This is a genomic window from Haloarchaeobius baliensis, from assembly GCF_052060055.1.
GTDB classification, from domain to species: Archaea; Halobacteriota; Halobacteria; order Halobacteriales; family Natrialbaceae; genus Haloarchaeobius; species Haloarchaeobius baliensis.
Genome location: NZ_JBPPFR010000002.1, coordinates 84,729 through 99,389, shown reverse-complemented (window position 1 = coordinate 99,389; position 14,661 = coordinate 84,729). Strand labels below are relative to the sequence as shown.

Annotated in this window: 16 protein-coding genes; 7 read left to right on the top strand and 9 right to left on the bottom strand. The window is 69.4% G+C overall.

The genetic code is table 11. The features are described from left to right. Nucleotides 1-2,091: a S9 family peptidase gene (locus ACSG06_RS11405; RefSeq protein ID WP_440990409.1), complete on the bottom strand. Its 2,091-nt coding sequence runs from the start codon at nt 2,089-2,091 to the stop codon at nt 1-3. A 128-nt stretch (nt 2,092-2,219) separates the two neighbouring features. Continuing rightward, entirely contained in the window at nt 2,220-2,816 is a 597-nt protein-coding gene (locus ACSG06_RS11400) for a cupin domain-containing protein (protein ID WP_440990408.1), read from the bottom strand. Between the two features lie 146 nt (nt 2,817-2,962). On the opposite strand from ACSG06_RS11400, the gene ACSG06_RS11395 reads away from it, so the two are divergent. Next, nucleotides 2,963-3,502 carry a cupin domain-containing protein gene (locus tag ACSG06_RS11395; RefSeq protein ID WP_440990407.1) on the top strand — a complete coding sequence of 180 codons (540 nt, stop codon included), beginning with the start codon at nt 2,963-2,965 and terminating at the stop codon, nt 3,500-3,502. A gap of 61 nt (nt 3,503-3,563) precedes the next feature. Here the strand turns inward: ACSG06_RS11395 and ACSG06_RS11390 are convergent, their stop codons facing one another. Then, nucleotides 3,564-4,163, bottom strand: a complete 600-nt coding sequence (locus ACSG06_RS11390; RefSeq protein ID WP_440990406.1) for an IMPACT family protein — start codon at nt 4,161-4,163, stop codon at nt 3,564-3,566. Then, nucleotides 4,160-4,699: a hypothetical protein gene (locus ACSG06_RS11385; protein WP_440990405.1), complete on the bottom strand. Its 540-nt coding sequence runs from the start codon at nt 4,697-4,699 to the stop codon at nt 4,160-4,162. Before ACSG06_RS11385 ends, ACSG06_RS11390 begins: the two co-directional genes overlap by 4 nt. A 338-nt stretch (nt 4,700-5,037) precedes the next feature. On the opposite strand from ACSG06_RS11385, the gene ACSG06_RS11380 reads away from it, so the two are divergent. Next, entirely contained in the window at nt 5,038-5,415 is a 378-nt protein-coding gene (locus ACSG06_RS11380; RefSeq protein WP_440990404.1) for a hypothetical protein, read from the top strand. A gap of 7 nt (nt 5,416-5,422) precedes the next feature. Here ACSG06_RS11380 and trpY read toward each other — a convergent pair whose 3' ends face one another. Both trpY and hisB read right to left on the bottom strand, forming a co-directional pair. Continuing rightward, nucleotides 5,423-5,926 carry a TrpY family transcription regulator gene (trpY, locus tag ACSG06_RS11375; RefSeq protein WP_440990403.1) on the bottom strand — a complete coding sequence of 168 codons (504 nt, stop codon included), beginning with the start codon at nt 5,924-5,926 and terminating at the stop codon, nt 5,423-5,425. A 48-nt stretch (nt 5,927-5,974) separates the two neighbouring features. Beyond that, entirely contained in the window at nt 5,975-6,562 is a 588-nt protein-coding gene (gene hisB / locus ACSG06_RS11370) for an imidazoleglycerol-phosphate dehydratase HisB (RefSeq protein WP_440990402.1), read from the bottom strand. 335 nt (nt 6,563-6,897) lie between these two features. Here hisB and ACSG06_RS11365 point away from each other — a divergent pair, with 335 nt between their 5' ends. Next, nucleotides 6,898-7,155 carry a DUF8028 family protein gene (locus ACSG06_RS11365; RefSeq protein WP_502306429.1) on the top strand — a complete coding sequence of 86 codons (258 nt, stop codon included), beginning with the start codon at nt 6,898-6,900 and terminating at the stop codon, nt 7,153-7,155. Nucleotides 7,156-7,256: 101 nt separating this feature from the next. Here the strand turns inward: ACSG06_RS11365 and hisA are convergent, their stop codons facing one another. Continuing rightward, a complete protein-coding gene (gene hisA / locus ACSG06_RS11360; RefSeq protein ID WP_440990400.1) occupies nt 7,257-7,985 on the bottom strand; it encodes a 1-(5-phosphoribosyl)-5-[(5-phosphoribosylamino)methylideneamino]imidazole-4-carboxamide isomerase in 729 nt (242 codons plus the stop codon). Nucleotides 7,986-8,087: 102 nt separating this feature from the next. Between hisA and ACSG06_RS11355 the strand changes: the two genes are divergently transcribed. From ACSG06_RS11355 to ACSG06_RS11340, 4 genes are all read left to right on the top strand, one after another. Beyond that, the gene (locus ACSG06_RS11355; protein WP_440990399.1) at nt 8,088-9,323 is read left to right on the top strand and encodes an inorganic phosphate transporter; all 1,236 of its coding nucleotides are present in this window, start codon (nt 8,088-8,090) and stop codon (nt 9,321-9,323) included. 98 nt (nt 9,324-9,421) lie between these two features. Then, nucleotides 9,422-10,567: an inorganic phosphate transporter gene (locus ACSG06_RS11350; RefSeq protein ID WP_440990398.1), complete on the top strand. Its 1,146-nt coding sequence runs from the start codon at nt 9,422-9,424 to the stop codon at nt 10,565-10,567. Between the two features lie 95 nt (nt 10,568-10,662). Further along, nucleotides 10,663-11,052, top strand: a complete 390-nt coding sequence (gene fer, locus ACSG06_RS11345) for a ferredoxin Fer (RefSeq protein WP_440990397.1) — start codon at nt 10,663-10,665, stop codon at nt 11,050-11,052. Nucleotides 11,053-11,229: 177 nt separating this feature from the next. After that, on the top strand, nt 11,230-11,937 hold the full coding sequence (locus ACSG06_RS11340) for a helix-turn-helix domain-containing protein (RefSeq protein WP_440990396.1): 708 nt from the start codon (nt 11,230-11,232) through the stop codon (nt 11,935-11,937). Here ACSG06_RS11340 and ACSG06_RS11335 read toward each other — a convergent pair. Both ACSG06_RS11335 and thrC read right to left on the bottom strand, forming a co-directional pair. Continuing rightward, nucleotides 11,920-13,161 carry a M20 family metallopeptidase gene (locus ACSG06_RS11335; protein ID WP_440990395.1) on the bottom strand — a complete coding sequence of 414 codons (1,242 nt, stop codon included), beginning with the start codon at nt 13,159-13,161 and terminating at the stop codon, nt 11,920-11,922. The genes ACSG06_RS11340 and ACSG06_RS11335 overlap by 18 nt on opposite strands. Beyond that, nucleotides 13,158-14,453: a threonine synthase gene (gene thrC, locus ACSG06_RS11330; protein ID WP_440991423.1), complete on the bottom strand. Its 1,296-nt coding sequence runs from the start codon at nt 14,451-14,453 to the stop codon at nt 13,158-13,160. The genes ACSG06_RS11335 and thrC overlap by 4 nt, the downstream gene beginning before the upstream one ends. Nucleotides 14,454-14,661 lie beyond the last annotated feature (208 nt).

Genomic DNA, 14,661 nt, shown 5'->3' with positions numbered 1-14,661 from the left:
TCAGTTCTCGTCGCCGTCCTCGCCGACCGACAGGCCGGCGGCTGGTTCGCGCTCCAGTGCGGGCGGTGCGTCGTGGTGGTCGCTGTAGCCGTCGAACCAGCGGCGGATGCGCTCGATGCGGTCGACGACGTGGCCGGGTTCGCCGGACCGGGAGAGCTCGTGACCCTCGCGCGGGTAGCGGACGAACCGGGTCGGCGTGCCGGTCTTCCGCAGCGCACGGAAGAGGAACTCGGCGCCGTCGACGGGCACCCGGAAGTCGTTCTCGGCGTGCATGACCAACATCGGTGCGTCGATGTCGTCGGCGCGGGCGACCGGCGAGTGCTCCCAGAGGAACGCCGGGTCGTCCCAGGGGTCGGTGCCGAAGTCGCCCTCGACGAGGTGGTAGGCGACGTCGGTCGAGCCGTAGAAGCCCAGCAGGTCGTAGACGCCGCGCTGGGTGACCGTCGCGTCGAAGCGGTCGCTGGTGGCGGCGAGCCACGCGGTGAGGTAGCCACCGAAGGAGCCGCCAGTGAGGAACACGTTGTCACCGTCGACGCTCTCGCGCCCGGTGACGTGGTCGACGCCGGCCAGCACGTCCGCGCCGGTCACGTCGCCCCAGTCGCGCTCGATGGCCTGCATGAACGCTGCCCCGTAGCCCGCAGACCCGCGCGGGTTGCAGAAGAACACGGCGTAGCCCGCCGACGCGAGCGACTGGAACTCGTGCCACATCGTCCCCGAGTCGGACCACATGATGTGCGGGCCGCCGTGGACGTTCACCACGAGCGGACTCGGACCGTCGGCGTCCGGCGGCGTCAGCAGCCAGCCCTGTATCTCGTCGCCGTCGTCGTTCTCGAACCAGAGCTCCGCCGGCTGTGGCACCGCCACGCCCGCCAGTACGTCAGCGTTCACCCGGGTGAGCCGCGTCCCCTCGCCGCCACCGGGCGTGGAGATGAACACGTCGCCGGGGTGGTCCCACTCGCTGGCCGAGTACGCGAGCACGTCCCGGCCGACGTGGGCCGCGTCGACGTCCATGCCCTCGCCCGCGACGACCGTGGAGGGGTCCGGCGCGTCGTCCCCGTCGTCGGCGTCCCAGGGGAGCCGCCGGAGCACCACGGAGCCCGCGTCGGGCGTCGTGACGTACAGCCGCTCCTCGTCGGCCCCCCACTCCAGCACGGCGTGGTAGGCCATCGTCCGGTCCATGCCCGCGGTCGGCGTGTGCGTCTCGTCTGTCGCCGGGTCGTACACCCGGACCTCGGTCTGCTGCAGCGTGGAGCGCTCCTCGGGCGACCGGAAGTACGCCACCCGCCCGTCGCCCGCCGCACGGACGAGCCCACCCCAGCCCTCGTCGCGCGTGAGCAGTTCGTCGCCGTCGGGCGCGGTCGGGTCGCACGCCCGGACCTCGAGCCGGATCGCGTCGTCGGCGTCGACCTCGCCCTCGCGAGGGACCCGCCGACCGTAGTACAGCGTCTCCGCGTCCACCCACGTCGGCGAGAAGTGGTCGGCCTCGGCGTCGGTGACGCGCGTGACCGCCTCGCCCGCGCGCTCGCCGTCGCTCCCGACGTCGTCCACCGCGTCCACGTCCACGACGTACACCTGGGGCCGCTGCCGGTCGAAGTACCGCCCGTCGGCCCGGTAGACGGTCCGGTCGATGACCCGCGGGTCCGGCTCCTCGGGTTCGTAGTCGGCGTCGACCCACCGGTCCCGGTCGGCCCCACGGTCCTCGGGCGACACCTGCTGGATGAACGCGACATGGCTCCCGTCCGGGCTCCAGGTCGGCGTGGCGACCCCGCCCGCGACCGACGTGACCTGCCGGGCCTCCCCGCCGTCGGTCGGCACGACCCAGAGCTGGCTCCGGTCGTCGTCGCCCCGGGTGCTCGTGAACGCGATGCGGTCGCCGGACGGCGACCAGCGCGGCGCCGCGTCGATGCCGTCGCGGACGGTGAACCGCCGCGGCTCGTCGCCGCCGACCGGTGCGACGTACACCGCCGACTGGTACTCCTCGTCGTCCTCGGGGACCGTGCGGACGTACGCCACCCGTTCGCCCCCCGGCGCGACCCGCGGCTCCGAGACGCTCGCGAGCGCGTGGAAATCGCTCGCCTCGATGGAATCCATGGCCGCGAGTTTGGGTGGGTGTGGGTTAGGCGTTCGGTTCCGAGAGATGGCAGGTGTATCGCGGGTGGCAGTGGCGTCGCCAGCGTTCCCAGCGGCCGTCGCTGAGCCGTCCCCGATACTCTCCGGACCTACACTCGATGCCTGGCGGCCGCGTCGACCGGGTCTGCACGATAGCCGAGCACTCTCGCCAGCGGAGCCAACCCCCCGAACACCACCTTCTGGACGCGAACCGGTGGCGTCGCCAGGTGGAGCAGGTCGTAGCCGTAGGCATCGTAGAGGGCAGCGACCTGAAGCAACGACGGTGCCCCGTCGCCCCCGACCGCGCCCCGTCGAGCGAGCGTGGCGAGGTCGCGGAGGAGGGCTTCGGTCCGCAACCCCGGCTGAAAGCGGACTGTCAGGTGGAGGCGCGTCGCACCGGCATTCGTCCACGTATGTGGTGTTCCGGCCTCGATCGTCACCTCCGCACCGTCACGATACTCGGCCCGGACGCCGTCTCTGACCACCGCTATCGTGCCGTCGTTCACGACGAACGTCTCGTCCTGTCTCGCGTGGACGTGCTCGGCAAGTGGTGACATCTCTGGAGTCGCCCAGAGATCGAACTCCAGCGGGTCCGTCTCCGGGTCGGTGGGCCTGGAGTGGAACCGGAACCGTTCGCCTGTGACCGGGTTCTCGACGTAGGCCGGGTCGTCCGAACGCACGCCATCGGGGACGGACAGTTCAACCATGTGTAGTGGTACCTATTGACAATTATTAGCTGTGTGGGCCTCCCGGGGGAATATCCCGCCGTAACCGGGCAGTACCGGCGATTCCGCGCCGAATACCCGGTTGAACGACCGAGTCATTTTCGTCGATATCTGTGGAACACTCGTGTATGTCAGCAGCTCACACAGATGCTGATGCGGGTCGGATTCTCGATTTCGAGGGGTTCCCGGGCCGGTGGGAGATCCTCGAGACAGCCGGCGAGACCGGTGGGGAACGGTTCAAAACCCGCATGGAACTCGAAGAACGGTCCGAGTTGCCCCCGCACCGCCACCCGAACGCCGAGGAGAGTTACGAGGTCCTCGATGGTGAACTGGAGGTGCAGGTCGAGGGCGAGTGGTCGACGCTCTCGGCGGGAGAGAGATGCGTCATCCCTCCGGGAACGGTGCACGCGTTCCGGAACCCGGGGCCTGCGGAGGTGGTCAACGTCCATCGGCCCGCGATGCGGTTCGAGGAGTTCTTCCGTGACTTCCACCAGCTCAAGACGGAACGCGGGGTTTCGATGCCGCCCGAGGGACTCGAATCGACAATCTTGCTGGCGATGCTACTCGTGGAGTACGATGCGGAACTGACCACCACCTCCCCTCCGTATCTCGTCTGCAGGCTCCTGCGTGGTCTCGGACGGTTGCTCGGGTACCGGCTCCCGAGCTGATCGGCTGGTCTCATCGGCCGGCACTGGACGGGGCAACGAGCCCAGTGTCGCTCCCGAGAACCTACGACAGCTCCACGCGCCCGCTCGTCGCGCTGCGGAGGCGGTCACGGAGCGCCTCGGCCTCCGCGACGGGCACCCGCACGTCGAAGCTGACGCGTTCGGCGTAGTCGGCGTCGAACTCGCAGTCGGCGCTCTCGAGGATGCCCCGGACGGTGCCGGAGTCGTCGTAGTCGACGGTGACCGCGACGGACTCGTGGGGGCGCTCCTCGACGATGCCCGCCGCGTCGAGCGCGTCCTTCACCGACTGGCCGTAGGCGCTGACGAGGCCGCCGACGCCGAGGTTCGTGCCGCCGTAGTAGCGCGTGACGACGACCACGACGTTCTCGACGTCCTGGCCCTGCAGTACGTTGAGGGCGGGTTTCCCCGCGCTGCCGGAGGGTTCGCCGTCGTCGCTCGACCACTCGCGGAACGGGTCGGCGCGGACCCGGTAGGCGGGGACGTTGTGGGTCGCGTCGTCGTACGCCGCGCGGATGTCCCCGATGAATGCTTCGGCGGTCTCGACGCTCTCGGCGGGGGCGACGTGGCCGATGAACTCGGAGCCCTGCACGGTGAAGGAGGTGCGGGCGGGCTCGGCGACGGTCAGGTAGGTGTCCCCGGTCACGGGGCCGCCTCCGCGTCGTCGTCGCGGGCGGCGTCGTCGTCGGTCGCACCGTCGGCCGTGTCGTCGGTGGTCCCGTCGCCGAAGCGCTCCTGGTACAGCAGCACCGCGAGGATACCGAGCAGCAGGGCCTCGATGGTCTTGGTCGTCACGAGCCGCCAGTCGCCGAGCAGGTGCTCGCCGAGCGTCGACAGCGCCGAGCCGTGGCTGTGCCCGGCCGACTCCCAGGCGAAGGCGATGACCTGGTTGCCCTCGGGGTGGCCGCCGAGCAGCAGCCAGCCGACGAGATACGAGAGCGCGAGGAGGATGCCCATCCCGTAGACGTAGTCGCGGCGGAGACCGGAGGCCGCGAGGCCGATACCGACGAGCACCGCGAGCGAGGAGAGCACGAAGAGCGTCTGCCGCGGGTCGGTGAACGGCGTGCCCGCCTGCAGGTAGTAGTACTGCCGCGGGAGCCCGATCCAGAGGTGGATGCCCGCTGTCGCGGCCGCGAGCTGCGCTGCGGTGAAGCGCAGGGCGACCTCGACGTTCTCGTCCATACCGCGTCTCGGGTCGCCGGACCCAATAGCCCGTCGGTTCGAGCTGTTTCCCCCGCAGGAATGGTCTGTAGGGTGACACACACTGGCATACCATCCGGCATGGCCGGTAATACAAGGATATGGATAATTTGCTCCAGTTGAAACAAGGGGGTGGGTAATGGGTGACGTAACAGATATTTTATCGTTAGAAGCTCGGTAGGAGGCTTCTAACACCGGTTCAGAATCGAACTAGTTAGGGTGCAGACCACACCCGCCAGCCACCTTTATAGTATTCCAATTGATATTTTCAGATTCACAGCGTTAGGTTTACTATAATACGCTGAGGTGGTAGGCAACGCATGGACGGTGCTCCCCCCACCAATCGACCCTGCGTTACCTGCGGGTCCCGGCACGCGCTCGACTACGTCGTGCGAGACCGTGGGAGCGGACTGACCGTCGGGGGATTCTGTCGGTTCTGCGCACTCGACGAGTTCGGCGAGTCGCTCAACCGGGGACTCTGGAAGCACAGCGACGGCTGTGCGGTCTGTGAACGGGACGGCTACATCGCGATCCTGGAGAACCGACCACACCTCGTGAGCGACGGTGGCCGGGAGGTCATCAAACACGAACCCGCCGCAGAGCCGTCGATGCTCCTCTGCGACGAGCACGCACACGGCGTGCTGCAGGTGGTCCGCTCCCCGACACCCGAGGGCCAGGGTCGCGACGGCGCGGACTGACTGCCCGTTACTGGAGCTCTATCTTCCTGACGAACGGGAGCGAACGGATCTCGTTGATGAGGTCGCCCGGGAGCGGCTGGTCGGTGACGAGGTGGAGCTTCGGGTCGTCGGTGAACTCGGGGTCCTCGCTGATGGTCTGGCGGATGGAGATGTCGTGCTCGGCGAGCAGCCCGGTCACCTGCGAGACGATGCCCTTCTGCTCGGCGTCGGAGACCTCGACGGTGAGCACGGTCAGGTCGAGGACGGGCGCGAGGTCCATCAGGCTCGGCACCTGCGAGATGTTCTGGAAGATCCGTCGCAGCTCCTCGTCCGCGAGGATGGCGTCGGTCGTGGAGTCGACGACGCGCCGGTCGACGCCGATCTCGCGGGCGATTCCCGTGTTGGGTATCTCGATGCCGCCGGAGACCACCCGCCCCTCGTCGTTCACGGAGAAGCCGCGCTCGAGCAGCAGCCGGATGACCGCCTGCTGGCTGGGAGAGCCCTCGAACTTCTCCATGATCTCGTCGAACATGCCTGTCCGAACCGACGACAGGCGACGCGAAAGAACTGTCGACTCCGCCTACAGCTCGCCCTTCGTGCTCGGCGTGTCGCTCCGGCGCTCGTCCAGCCGCGTCGCGTCGTCCAGCGCCCGCGCCAGCGCCTTGAACAGCGCCTCTACCTCGTGGTGTGCGTTGTCGCCGTCGACCTCGCAGTGCAGCGTCAGGCCGGCGTTCATCGCCAGCGACATCGCGAAGTGCTCGGCCATCTGGCTGGTGAACTCGCCGACGGAGGGCTGGGAGAACGCCCCGTCGAACGCGAAGTACGGTCTGCCGGAGACGTCGACGACGACGCCCGCGACCGCCTCGTCGAGCGGTACCTTCCGGTCGGCGTAGCGGACGATGCCCCGCTTGTCGCCGAGCGCCTCGGCGAACGCCTCGCCCAGGACGATGGCGACGTCCTCGACGGTGTGGTGGTCGTCGATCTCCAGGTCGCCGTCGCAGTGGACGGTCAGGTCGAACAGCCCGTGCCTGGCGAACGAGGCGAGCATGTGGTCGAAGAAGCCGACGCCGGTGTCGACCTCGCTGTCGCCATCGCCGTCGACGACCAGGGTCAGGTCGATCTCCGTCTCGGCGGTCTCACGCGAGACGGCCGCGCTTCGGTCGCTCATACCGCAACCCAACCACCGGGCGGCCAAAGCCGTTGCGCTCGCCGCAGGCCGACCCTACGGCTGCGCCGCGAGGTGTCGCGCGACGGTTGGGCGTGCGTACTGCACCGGGCAGCGTGGCAGCGGGGCGCTCCACCCCCCGTGAACGAGGGCCATACGTGGCGGGAGTCTGGACACCGAGTTACGGCCTCAGAATCGGTTGTAAAAGATTAAAACGTCTCTCGAGCCTTCGAAAAACGTCAGTATTCACGATAAAACGGGTCGAAATAGACGAAAGGCTCGGCCCGTTATATGATGGTCCCGGTTGTAGGAGTGAATGCGAATCAGGTGTCCCCGACATGGCCCCCGCAACTCCAAACCAACTCCCTTCGATCCCGACCCCCGTCAGCGAGCGACTGAGCGTGAGCGCGTTCGTGGCACAGCTCCAGATGGCGAGCTTCTGGCTCGCCATCGTCCTGCCCTTCGCGTACCTCTCGCTGCTCGCGTCTGGCATCGACTCGACCGCAGAGGTCCAGGCGTTCCTCGTACTGCTCGGGCTGAACCTCGGGACGCTCGTCGTCGGTCACGGTCACCGCAGCGACCGGAGCGACGACTGACCGAGCACGTCCCGGGGCCGCCCTGAACCACCCGCCCTCCTCCCACACCACACCACGTTGCCACCGCTCGACAGCGGTGATTCTCGTTCCTGCGGTGTCGCCTACGACGACTCCACGGCGGCCATCGCCTCGCGTAGCGTGAACCGACCCTCGTACAGTGCACTCCCGACCACGACAGCGGCCGCGCCGGCGTCCCGCAGCGCGCGCACGTCGTCGAGCGTGGCCACGCCGCCGCTGGCGACGACCGGGATGTCGACGGCCTGGACCAGCCGCCGGACCGGTTCGGTCTGGACGCCGTCGAGGCGACCCTCCACGTCGACGTCGGTGAACAGGATGCCGGCCGCGCCGAGCTCCTCGTACCGGCCGGCGGCCTCGGCCGGGTCGAGTCCGGTGCCCTCGGTCCAGCCGGAGACGACGACCTCGCCGTCCTTCGCGTCGAGGCTCACGAGCACGCCGTCGGGGTACTCCGCGGCGATCTCGGCGACGATGTCGGGGTCCTCGACGGCGGCGGTGCCGAGGATGACCCGGTCGACGCCGCGGTCGAGCAGGTCGATGGCGTCGGCGGCGGTGCGGATGCCGCCGCCGAGCTGGACGGTCACGTCGACCGCGTCGAGGATGGCGTCGATGGCCGGCGCGTTCGCGCGCTCGCCCTCGAACGCCCCGTCGAGGTCGACAAGGTGGAGGGTTCCTGCGCCCTGGTCGACCCATCGCTCGGCCGCCTCGACGGGGTCGCCGTAGGTCTTCTCCGTGCCACGCTCGCCCTGGACCAGCTGGACGACCTCGCCGTCCTGTACGTCGACCGCGGGGACGACTTCGAATGACGGGAACATGCCCGCAGGTGGGCGACGGCGCGAGGTAAGTGCGACGGTCCCGGGACGACGCTGTCCACCGCGAAGCGACCCTTCAAGTGGCATCGAGTCCCAGATGCTCCCGTGGTAGAAGCACTGCTCGCCGTGGGCCTCGTCGTCGCGGCGTTCGTCGGCTTCAACATCGGTGGCTCGTCGACGGGCGTCGCGTTCGGTCCGGCCGTCGGGAGCGACGTCGTCAGCAAGGCCGGTGCCGCCGCCCTGATGAGCGTCTTCGCCCTGCTCGGCGGGCTCACCGTCGGGCGGAACGTCGTCGACACGATGGGTGGGCGCATCGTCCCGTCGTCGGCGTTCACCCTGGAGGCGAGCATCGCCGTGCTCTTCTTCATCGGCTTCGCGCTGTTCCTCTCGAACCTCGTCGGCGTCCCGGCGTCGACGTCGATGACCGGCGTCGGGGCCATCGCAGGCCTCGGGCTGGCCCAGGGGAACCTCGACTGGGACGTGATGGTGACCATCGTGAGCTACTGGGTGGTCGCCCCGGTCGCCGCGTTCTGGGTCAGCGCGGTCGTCGGCCGCTACCTCTACCCCTCCCTGGTCGAACGTTTCGCCGTCGCCCAGACGGAGGGCTCGCTGCTCGCGCTCGACCGGTCCGGTGCGGTCCCCCGACCGGGGCTCGGACCGGGAACGACCCGGCGCGAGCTCGCCGGCACCGCCCTCGTCGTCGTCATCGGCTGTTACATGGCGTTCTCGGCGGGCGCGTCGAACGTCGCCAACGCCATCGCGCCGCTCGTCGGAAGCGGCTACATCGACATGACGCCCGGTATCCTGCTCGCGGGGGCAGCTATCGGCGTCGGCGCGTTCACCATCGCACGGCGCACCCTCGATACGATGGGCAACGACCTCACCCAGCTGCCGCTGCTGGCAGCGCTCGTCGTCGAGGTCGTCAGCGCGAGCATCATCACCGCGCTGTCGGCCATCGGCATCCCCGCGAGCTTCGTCGTCGTCGCGACCATGAGCATCGTCGGGCTCGGCTGGGGGCGGGCGACCCGGACGGTCCGGCTCGCCGACACCGTCGAGGGGGACCGCCCGGAGCGCCCTCAGCGCCCCAGCGTCGGCGCACTCGCCGCCGAGGCCGAAGACGAGAGCGTCCCGACGGTCGCCGACCCGCGACCGAAGGGCATCGAGGAGGGGAAGACCGCCGAGGTCCCGCCCATCGGCGACGAGGACCCGGACGACCTCCCCGCGACGAGCGACCTGTTCGAGCCCAGAGAGACCGCCCGCGTCATCGCCATGCAGAACATCGTCCCGGTGCTGGCGACCGTCGCGGCGTTCCTGCTGTTCCGGTTCGTGCCGTCGCTCTGAGTGCGGCTCCCGCTTCGGGCACCAGGGTCGGGAATCACCGGACTCCGCCAACACATGGACCACCCTTTTAGGACGGGTGGCCATACGACGTGGTAGATATGGTCGAGCTACTCCTCGTCGTCGGTGTCGCCGTCGCCGTGTTCGTCGGCTTCAACATCGGTGGGTCGTCGACGGGCGTCGCGTTCGGCCCGGCAGTCGGGAGCGGGACGCTCTCGAAGCTGCTCGCGGCCGGCCTGATGACCGGTTTCGCGCTGCTCGGTGGGTGGACCGTCGGTCGGGAGGTCGTCAACACGATGGGCGGCGAGATCGTCCCCGAAGCCCGGTTCACCCTGGCGGCGAGCGTCGCGGTGCTGTTCTTCGTCGGCTTCGCGCTGCTGATCTCGAACCTCTCCGGTGTCCCGGCGTCGACCTCGATGACGGCCGTCGGTGCCATCGCCGGCCTCGGCGCGGCGAGCGGCAGTCTGAACATGGAGAAGATGGGCGAGATCATCTCGTGGTGGCTCATCGCACCGGTCACCGCCTTCTGGATCTGTGCCGTCGTCGGCCGGTACCTCTACCCGTACCTCGCGTCGAGCATCGACCTCGAACCCGACGAGGACGGGAACGTGACCACGAAACAGCGGGTCGGACAGACGATGGTCGTCGTCATCGGCTGTTACATGGCGTTCTCGGCGGGCGCGTCGAACGTCGCGAACGCGGTCGCACCGCTCGTCGGCAGCGGCGAACTCGGCATCGACGCCGGCATCCTGCTCGCCGGCGGGTCCATCGGCCTCGGCGCGTTCACCATCGCGCGCCGGACCCTCGATACGGTCGGCAACGACCTCACGGACCTGCCGCTGCTGGCCGCGCTCATCGTCGAGGTCGTCAGCGCGAGCATCATCACGTTCCTCTCCGCCATCGGCATCCCCGCGTCGCTCGCCGTCTCCGCGACGATGGCGATCGTCGGGCTGGGCTGGGGACGGGCGACACGGACGACGACGCTCACCGAGGCCGCCGGGAAGGCCGTCAGCGGCGAGGCACCCGAGCAGGTGACGCCGGACAAGAGCGTCAGTGCGGCGCTCAGTGCCGACCAGCCCGGCGGCGAGGTCGCCCGCATCGGCGAGGAGGAGCCGAACGATCTCAGGGCGAGCGACCTGTTCAACCCCGGGACGACCGCCCGGGTCATCTCGCTCTGGATACTCACGCCAAGCATCTCGGCGGCCGCATCGTTCCTGCTGTTCTCGGCGTTCCCCATCTACGGGTAGTGACCGACGGCGGGACGGTCTGTCAGGAATAATCCACATGTTCGAGAGGGGCAGAACAGCAAGTTCTTAGGGTAGGGGGAACCAACCGTCGGGTGATGCCCACGGTAGAATACCTCAACTACGAAGTGCTGGACGACAACGGCTGGGACATGGACGACGACGACCTCTTCGAGAAGGCGGCCGACGCGGGCCTCGGTGACGAGGACTACGGCTCCCTCGAGGTCAACCAGGGCGAGTACATCCTCGAGGCCGCAGAGGCCCAGGGCTACGACTGGCCCTTCTCCTGCCGCGCTGGCGCGTGTGCGAACTGCGCAGCCATCGTCAAGGAGGGCGACATCGAGATGGACATGCAGCAGATCCTCTCCGACGAGGAGGTCGAGGACAAGAACGTCCGCCTGACCTGCATCGGCTCCCCGACCGCCGACGAGGTCAAGATCGTCTACAACGCGAAGCACCTCGACTACCTCCAGAACCGCGTCATCTGAGGTCACGACCGACGTTCGACCGTCGATCCGACCTCGAACGTCGTACCCGGCCGTTTCTCTCTCCGTTGCAGTCTCCGGCTGGTCGAACCACGACTCGCTTCGGGACGGACGGGGTTCGACCGTCCTCACCCCGAGCGGTAGCTATACGGTCCGTGCCGTCCACTCGTCGGCAGAGCCATGAGTGCCGAACCGGCACCGCTCCGGGTGACGCTGTCGGTCTGGCATCCGGGCTGCTGGACCATCGAGACCACCGAACGGACCGACGTCGGTGTCCTCGGCCGCGTCGTCGCGACGACGACCGGCGACCGGACGACCTCGCTCGTCACGCTCTACGCCGACCGGCGGAGCGACCTCGACGACGGCGAGGCGACGATCCGGTCGTTCCCGCAGGTCCACGCCGTCACGCCCGTCCCGGCGACGACGCCCGGGTCGGCGGCACGGACCGCGGAACCGGGGAACGCGACCCGCGACCTGCTCATCGACCACGACGCGGGCGCCCAGATCAGCGGTGCGTTCCTCTCGCGGGAGTTCGTCACCGCGCGTCCGGTCGACACGCACGACGGCCGCGAGCGGTGGACGCTCCTGACGACCCGGAGCCGCGAGGCGGTCCACGACGCACTGGAGCAGATCGCAGCCGAGCAGGACGCCGACATCTCCGTCGAGGGGCTCACACGCACCAGCGACGCGGCGGGCGAAGCCCCGTTCTCGCTCACGTCGCTCTCGGCCCGCCAGCGCGAGGTGTTCGAACTCGCCCGCGCCAGGGGCTACTACGAGTGGCCGAAGCAGGTCACCGGCACGGAGCTCGCCGACGAACTGGGCATCGCGACCGCGACGCTCCACGAGCACCTCCACAAGGCCGAGGCGAAGCTACTGGGGTCCGGCTGAGTCGGCGGCACCGCGGTCGGACAGGAGCTCTCGAGCCGCCCGTTCCAGCACCGCGAGCCCCGTCTCCGCCTCGTCGAGGTCGACGAACTCGTCGACGCTGTGGGCCTGGTCCAGGCTCCCGGGCCCCCAGGTGATCGCCGGGACGTCGAACTGCTCGACGAACTCGCGGACGTCCGTCGAGGCACGGATGCCCCACGGCTCCGTCGGGGCGTCCGACAGCGCCGCGGTGTGTTCGCGGACGACCCTCGCCAGCTCGTGGTCGACCGGAATCTCGGCGGAGGCGTACGTCTCGTGGCGCTCCCACGTCGCCCCGATGCCGTGGTCGCGTTCGAGCTCGGCGACGAGTTCGGCGACCTCCCCGTCGACGTCCTCGATGCGTTCGTCCGGGAGGATGCGGCGGTCGAGGGTCACGAACGCGCGCTCGGGCAGCACCGCCTTGTTCGAGTCCGCGCCGGAGACGACCTGCGTGACGGTGCCGTACGCCCGGCCACAGAGCGGGTCGGTCCGCTCGCGGAGGTCGGCGTCGTAGTCGGCCAGTGCCGCGAGCACCGCGGGGATGTGCTCGTTCGGGTTCACGCCGTTGTCGGGGCGGCTCGCGTGTGCTGGCTCGCCCGGCCAGGAGAGCTCGTACCAGGCCATCCCCTTCTCGCTGGTCGCGACGCGCAGCTCGGTCGGTTCGAGGACCACCCCGTAGTCGCCGGTGAAGCCGGCTTCGAGGAGGGCTCGCGTCCCGGGCTCGGCGGTCTCCTCGCCCATCGCGGCGTGGACGACGACGGAGCCGTCGAGCGTGCCGTCCGCGATGTCGGGACGCAGGCGGAGCGCGGCGAGCATGGCGAGGGCGACCCCCGTCTTCATGTCGACGCTCCCGCGCCCGTAGAGCCGGCCGTCGTCGATGGTGCCCTCGTAGGGCGGGTACGTCCACTCGTCGTGGTCGCCGGCGGGGACGACGTCGAGGTGCCCGTTCAGCACGAGGGTGGGGCCGTCGTCGTCGACACCCCCGCCATCTCCGTCACCCCCGACGCGAGCACCGACCTGCGGGCGCTCCGGGTCCGGTTCGTCGACGAGGGTCGCGTCGATGTCGTGGTGGGCGAACCAGTCGTGGACGTACTCGGCGCAGGCCCGTTCGTTCCCGGGTGGGTTCTCCGACTCGATCTGGACCAGCACGGACGCGAGTTCGGCGAGCTCGGTCGGGTACTGGTCCGGGCCGTCCTCGAAGGGGCTCATGCGCCCCGCCCCGTCACAGAGGACCCCTCGGGGCCACCGTCGTCGCCAGCGCCGTCCGCGTCGTCGGTCCCGTAGAGCGCGGCCACGTCGTCCAGCGACGGCGCGACCTCGGTCACGTCGCCGACCGCCTGCTTCGCGCCCTGGGTGTCCTTCAGCCCGAAGCCGGTGACGACCGCGACGACCGACTCGTCGGGCTCGATGATGCCCTGCTCTCGCGCTTTCTGGATGCCGGCGACGGGTGCCGCGCCCGACGGCTCGGCGTAGATGCCCTCGGTCCGGCCGAGCAGCGTCTCCGCGTCGAGGATGGCCTCGTCGGTGACCGTGAGTGCCGTGCCGCCGCTCTCCTCCAGCGCGCGGCAGGCCTTCACCGTGTTCCGGGGCCGCCCCACCGCGACCGCGTCGGCGAGCGTCTCCGCGACCATCTCGTAGTCCTCCGCGCCGTGGAAGGCGTCGTGGATGGCGCTCGCGCCCTCGGGCTGCACCCCGAGCATCTTCGGCGTGTCGTCGACGTAGCCCAGCTCGGCGAACTCGCGCAGGCCCTTCCAGCAGCCCGCGATGGTGCAGCCGTCGCCCATCGAGAACACGACCCAGTCCGGAATCGCGTCGCGGGTCTGCTCGGCGAGCTCGTGGCCGACCGTGCGCTTGCCCTCGATCTGGAACGGGTTGATGGCGGCGTTCCGGTTGTACCAGCCGTAGGCGTCGGTCACCTCCAGGCTCAGGTCGTACGCCTCGTCGTAGCTCCCGTCGACGGCGAGCACGTCCGCGCCGTACACCCGTGGCTGGACGAGTTTGCCCTCCGGCGCGGCGGCCGGGACGAAGATGCGACAGTCCAGGCCGGCCCGGGCCGCGTAGCCCGCGAGCGAGGCCGCCGCGTTGCCCGTCGACGCGCAGGTGACCACGTCCTGCCCGGCGAACCGGGCCTTCGTCGCGGCGACGCTCGTCGCGCGGTCCTTGAAACAGCCGGTCGGGTTCAGCCCGTCGTTCTTCACCCGGAGGTCGACGCCCAGCTCGTCGCCGAGCCGTGGCGCGTCGAGCAGGTCGGTGCCGCCCTCGTCGAGCGTCACCGGTTCGGCCTCGGTGTCGACGGGCAGGAACGCCCGGTACTTCCACTGGCTCGGGATGTCGCCGTCGAGGTCGGCGTCGAAGCGCTCCTCGACGACGTCGTAGTCGTAGACGACCTCCAGGATGCCCGCCACTCCCTCGTGGTTCGGGCAGGTGTAGACGACCTGTTCCGGGTCGTAGGTCGCGCCGCAGAGCGTGCATTCGAGCGTCTCGACGTGGTCGAGGGTCATGCTTCGACGGTGGACGTGCTGGTCCATGGTGGTACCCCCGGCTATTGTCGGGGGTACGACCGTGTCCACCGGAAAAGTTTACGAATATTGTGAACTTTCCACCGTGGCGCGCGGCTGGCGAGCGTGCCGAGCGAAGCGAGGTCTCCGCGAGCTTGCGAGCGGAGGGCAGCGAGACGACGGAGGAGTCTCGCCAGGCCGCGAGCTGCAC

Bases quoted from the DNA above. Each gene is read 5' to 3' on its own strand.
- ACSG06_RS11405 (WP_440990409.1), bottom strand. From the start codon at position 2,091: ATGGATTCCATCGAGGCGAGCGATTTCCACGCGCTCGCGAGCGTCTCG.
- ACSG06_RS11400 (WP_440990408.1), bottom strand. From the start codon at position 2,816: ATGGTTGAACTGTCCGTCCCCGATGGCGTGCGTTCGGACGACCCGGCC.
- ACSG06_RS11395 (WP_440990407.1), top strand. From the start codon at position 2,963: ATGTCAGCAGCTCACACAGATGCTGATGCGGGTCGGATTCTCGATTTC.
- ACSG06_RS11385 (WP_440990405.1), bottom strand. From the start codon at position 4,699: ATGGACGAGAACGTCGAGGTCGCCCTGCGCTTCACCGCAGCGCAGCTC.
- ACSG06_RS11380 (WP_440990404.1), top strand. From the start codon at position 5,038: ATGGACGGTGCTCCCCCCACCAATCGACCCTGCGTTACCTGCGGGTCC.
- trpY (WP_440990403.1), bottom strand. From the start codon at position 5,926: ATGTTCGACGAGATCATGGAGAAGTTCGAGGGCTCTCCCAGCCAGCAG.
- hisB (WP_440990402.1), bottom strand. From the start codon at position 6,562: ATGAGCGACCGAAGCGCGGCCGTCTCGCGTGAGACCGCCGAGACGGAG.
- ACSG06_RS11365 (WP_502306429.1), top strand. From the start codon at position 6,898: ATGGCCCCCGCAACTCCAAACCAACTCCCTTCGATCCCGACCCCCGTC.
- hisA (WP_440990400.1), bottom strand. From the start codon at position 7,985: ATGTTCCCGTCATTCGAAGTCGTCCCCGCGGTCGACGTACAGGACGGC.
- ACSG06_RS11350 (WP_440990398.1), top strand. From the start codon at position 9,422: ATGGTCGAGCTACTCCTCGTCGTCGGTGTCGCCGTCGCCGTGTTCGTC.
- fer (WP_440990397.1), top strand. From the start codon at position 10,663: ATGCCCACGGTAGAATACCTCAACTACGAAGTGCTGGACGACAACGGC.
- ACSG06_RS11340 (WP_440990396.1), top strand. From the start codon at position 11,230: ATGAGTGCCGAACCGGCACCGCTCCGGGTGACGCTGTCGGTCTGGCAT.
- ACSG06_RS11335 (WP_440990395.1), bottom strand. From the start codon at position 13,161: ATGAGCCCCTTCGAGGACGGCCCGGACCAGTACCCGACCGAGCTCGCC.
- thrC (WP_440991423.1), bottom strand. From the start codon at position 14,453: ATGACCCTCGACCACGTCGAGACGCTCGAATGCACGCTCTGCGGCGCG.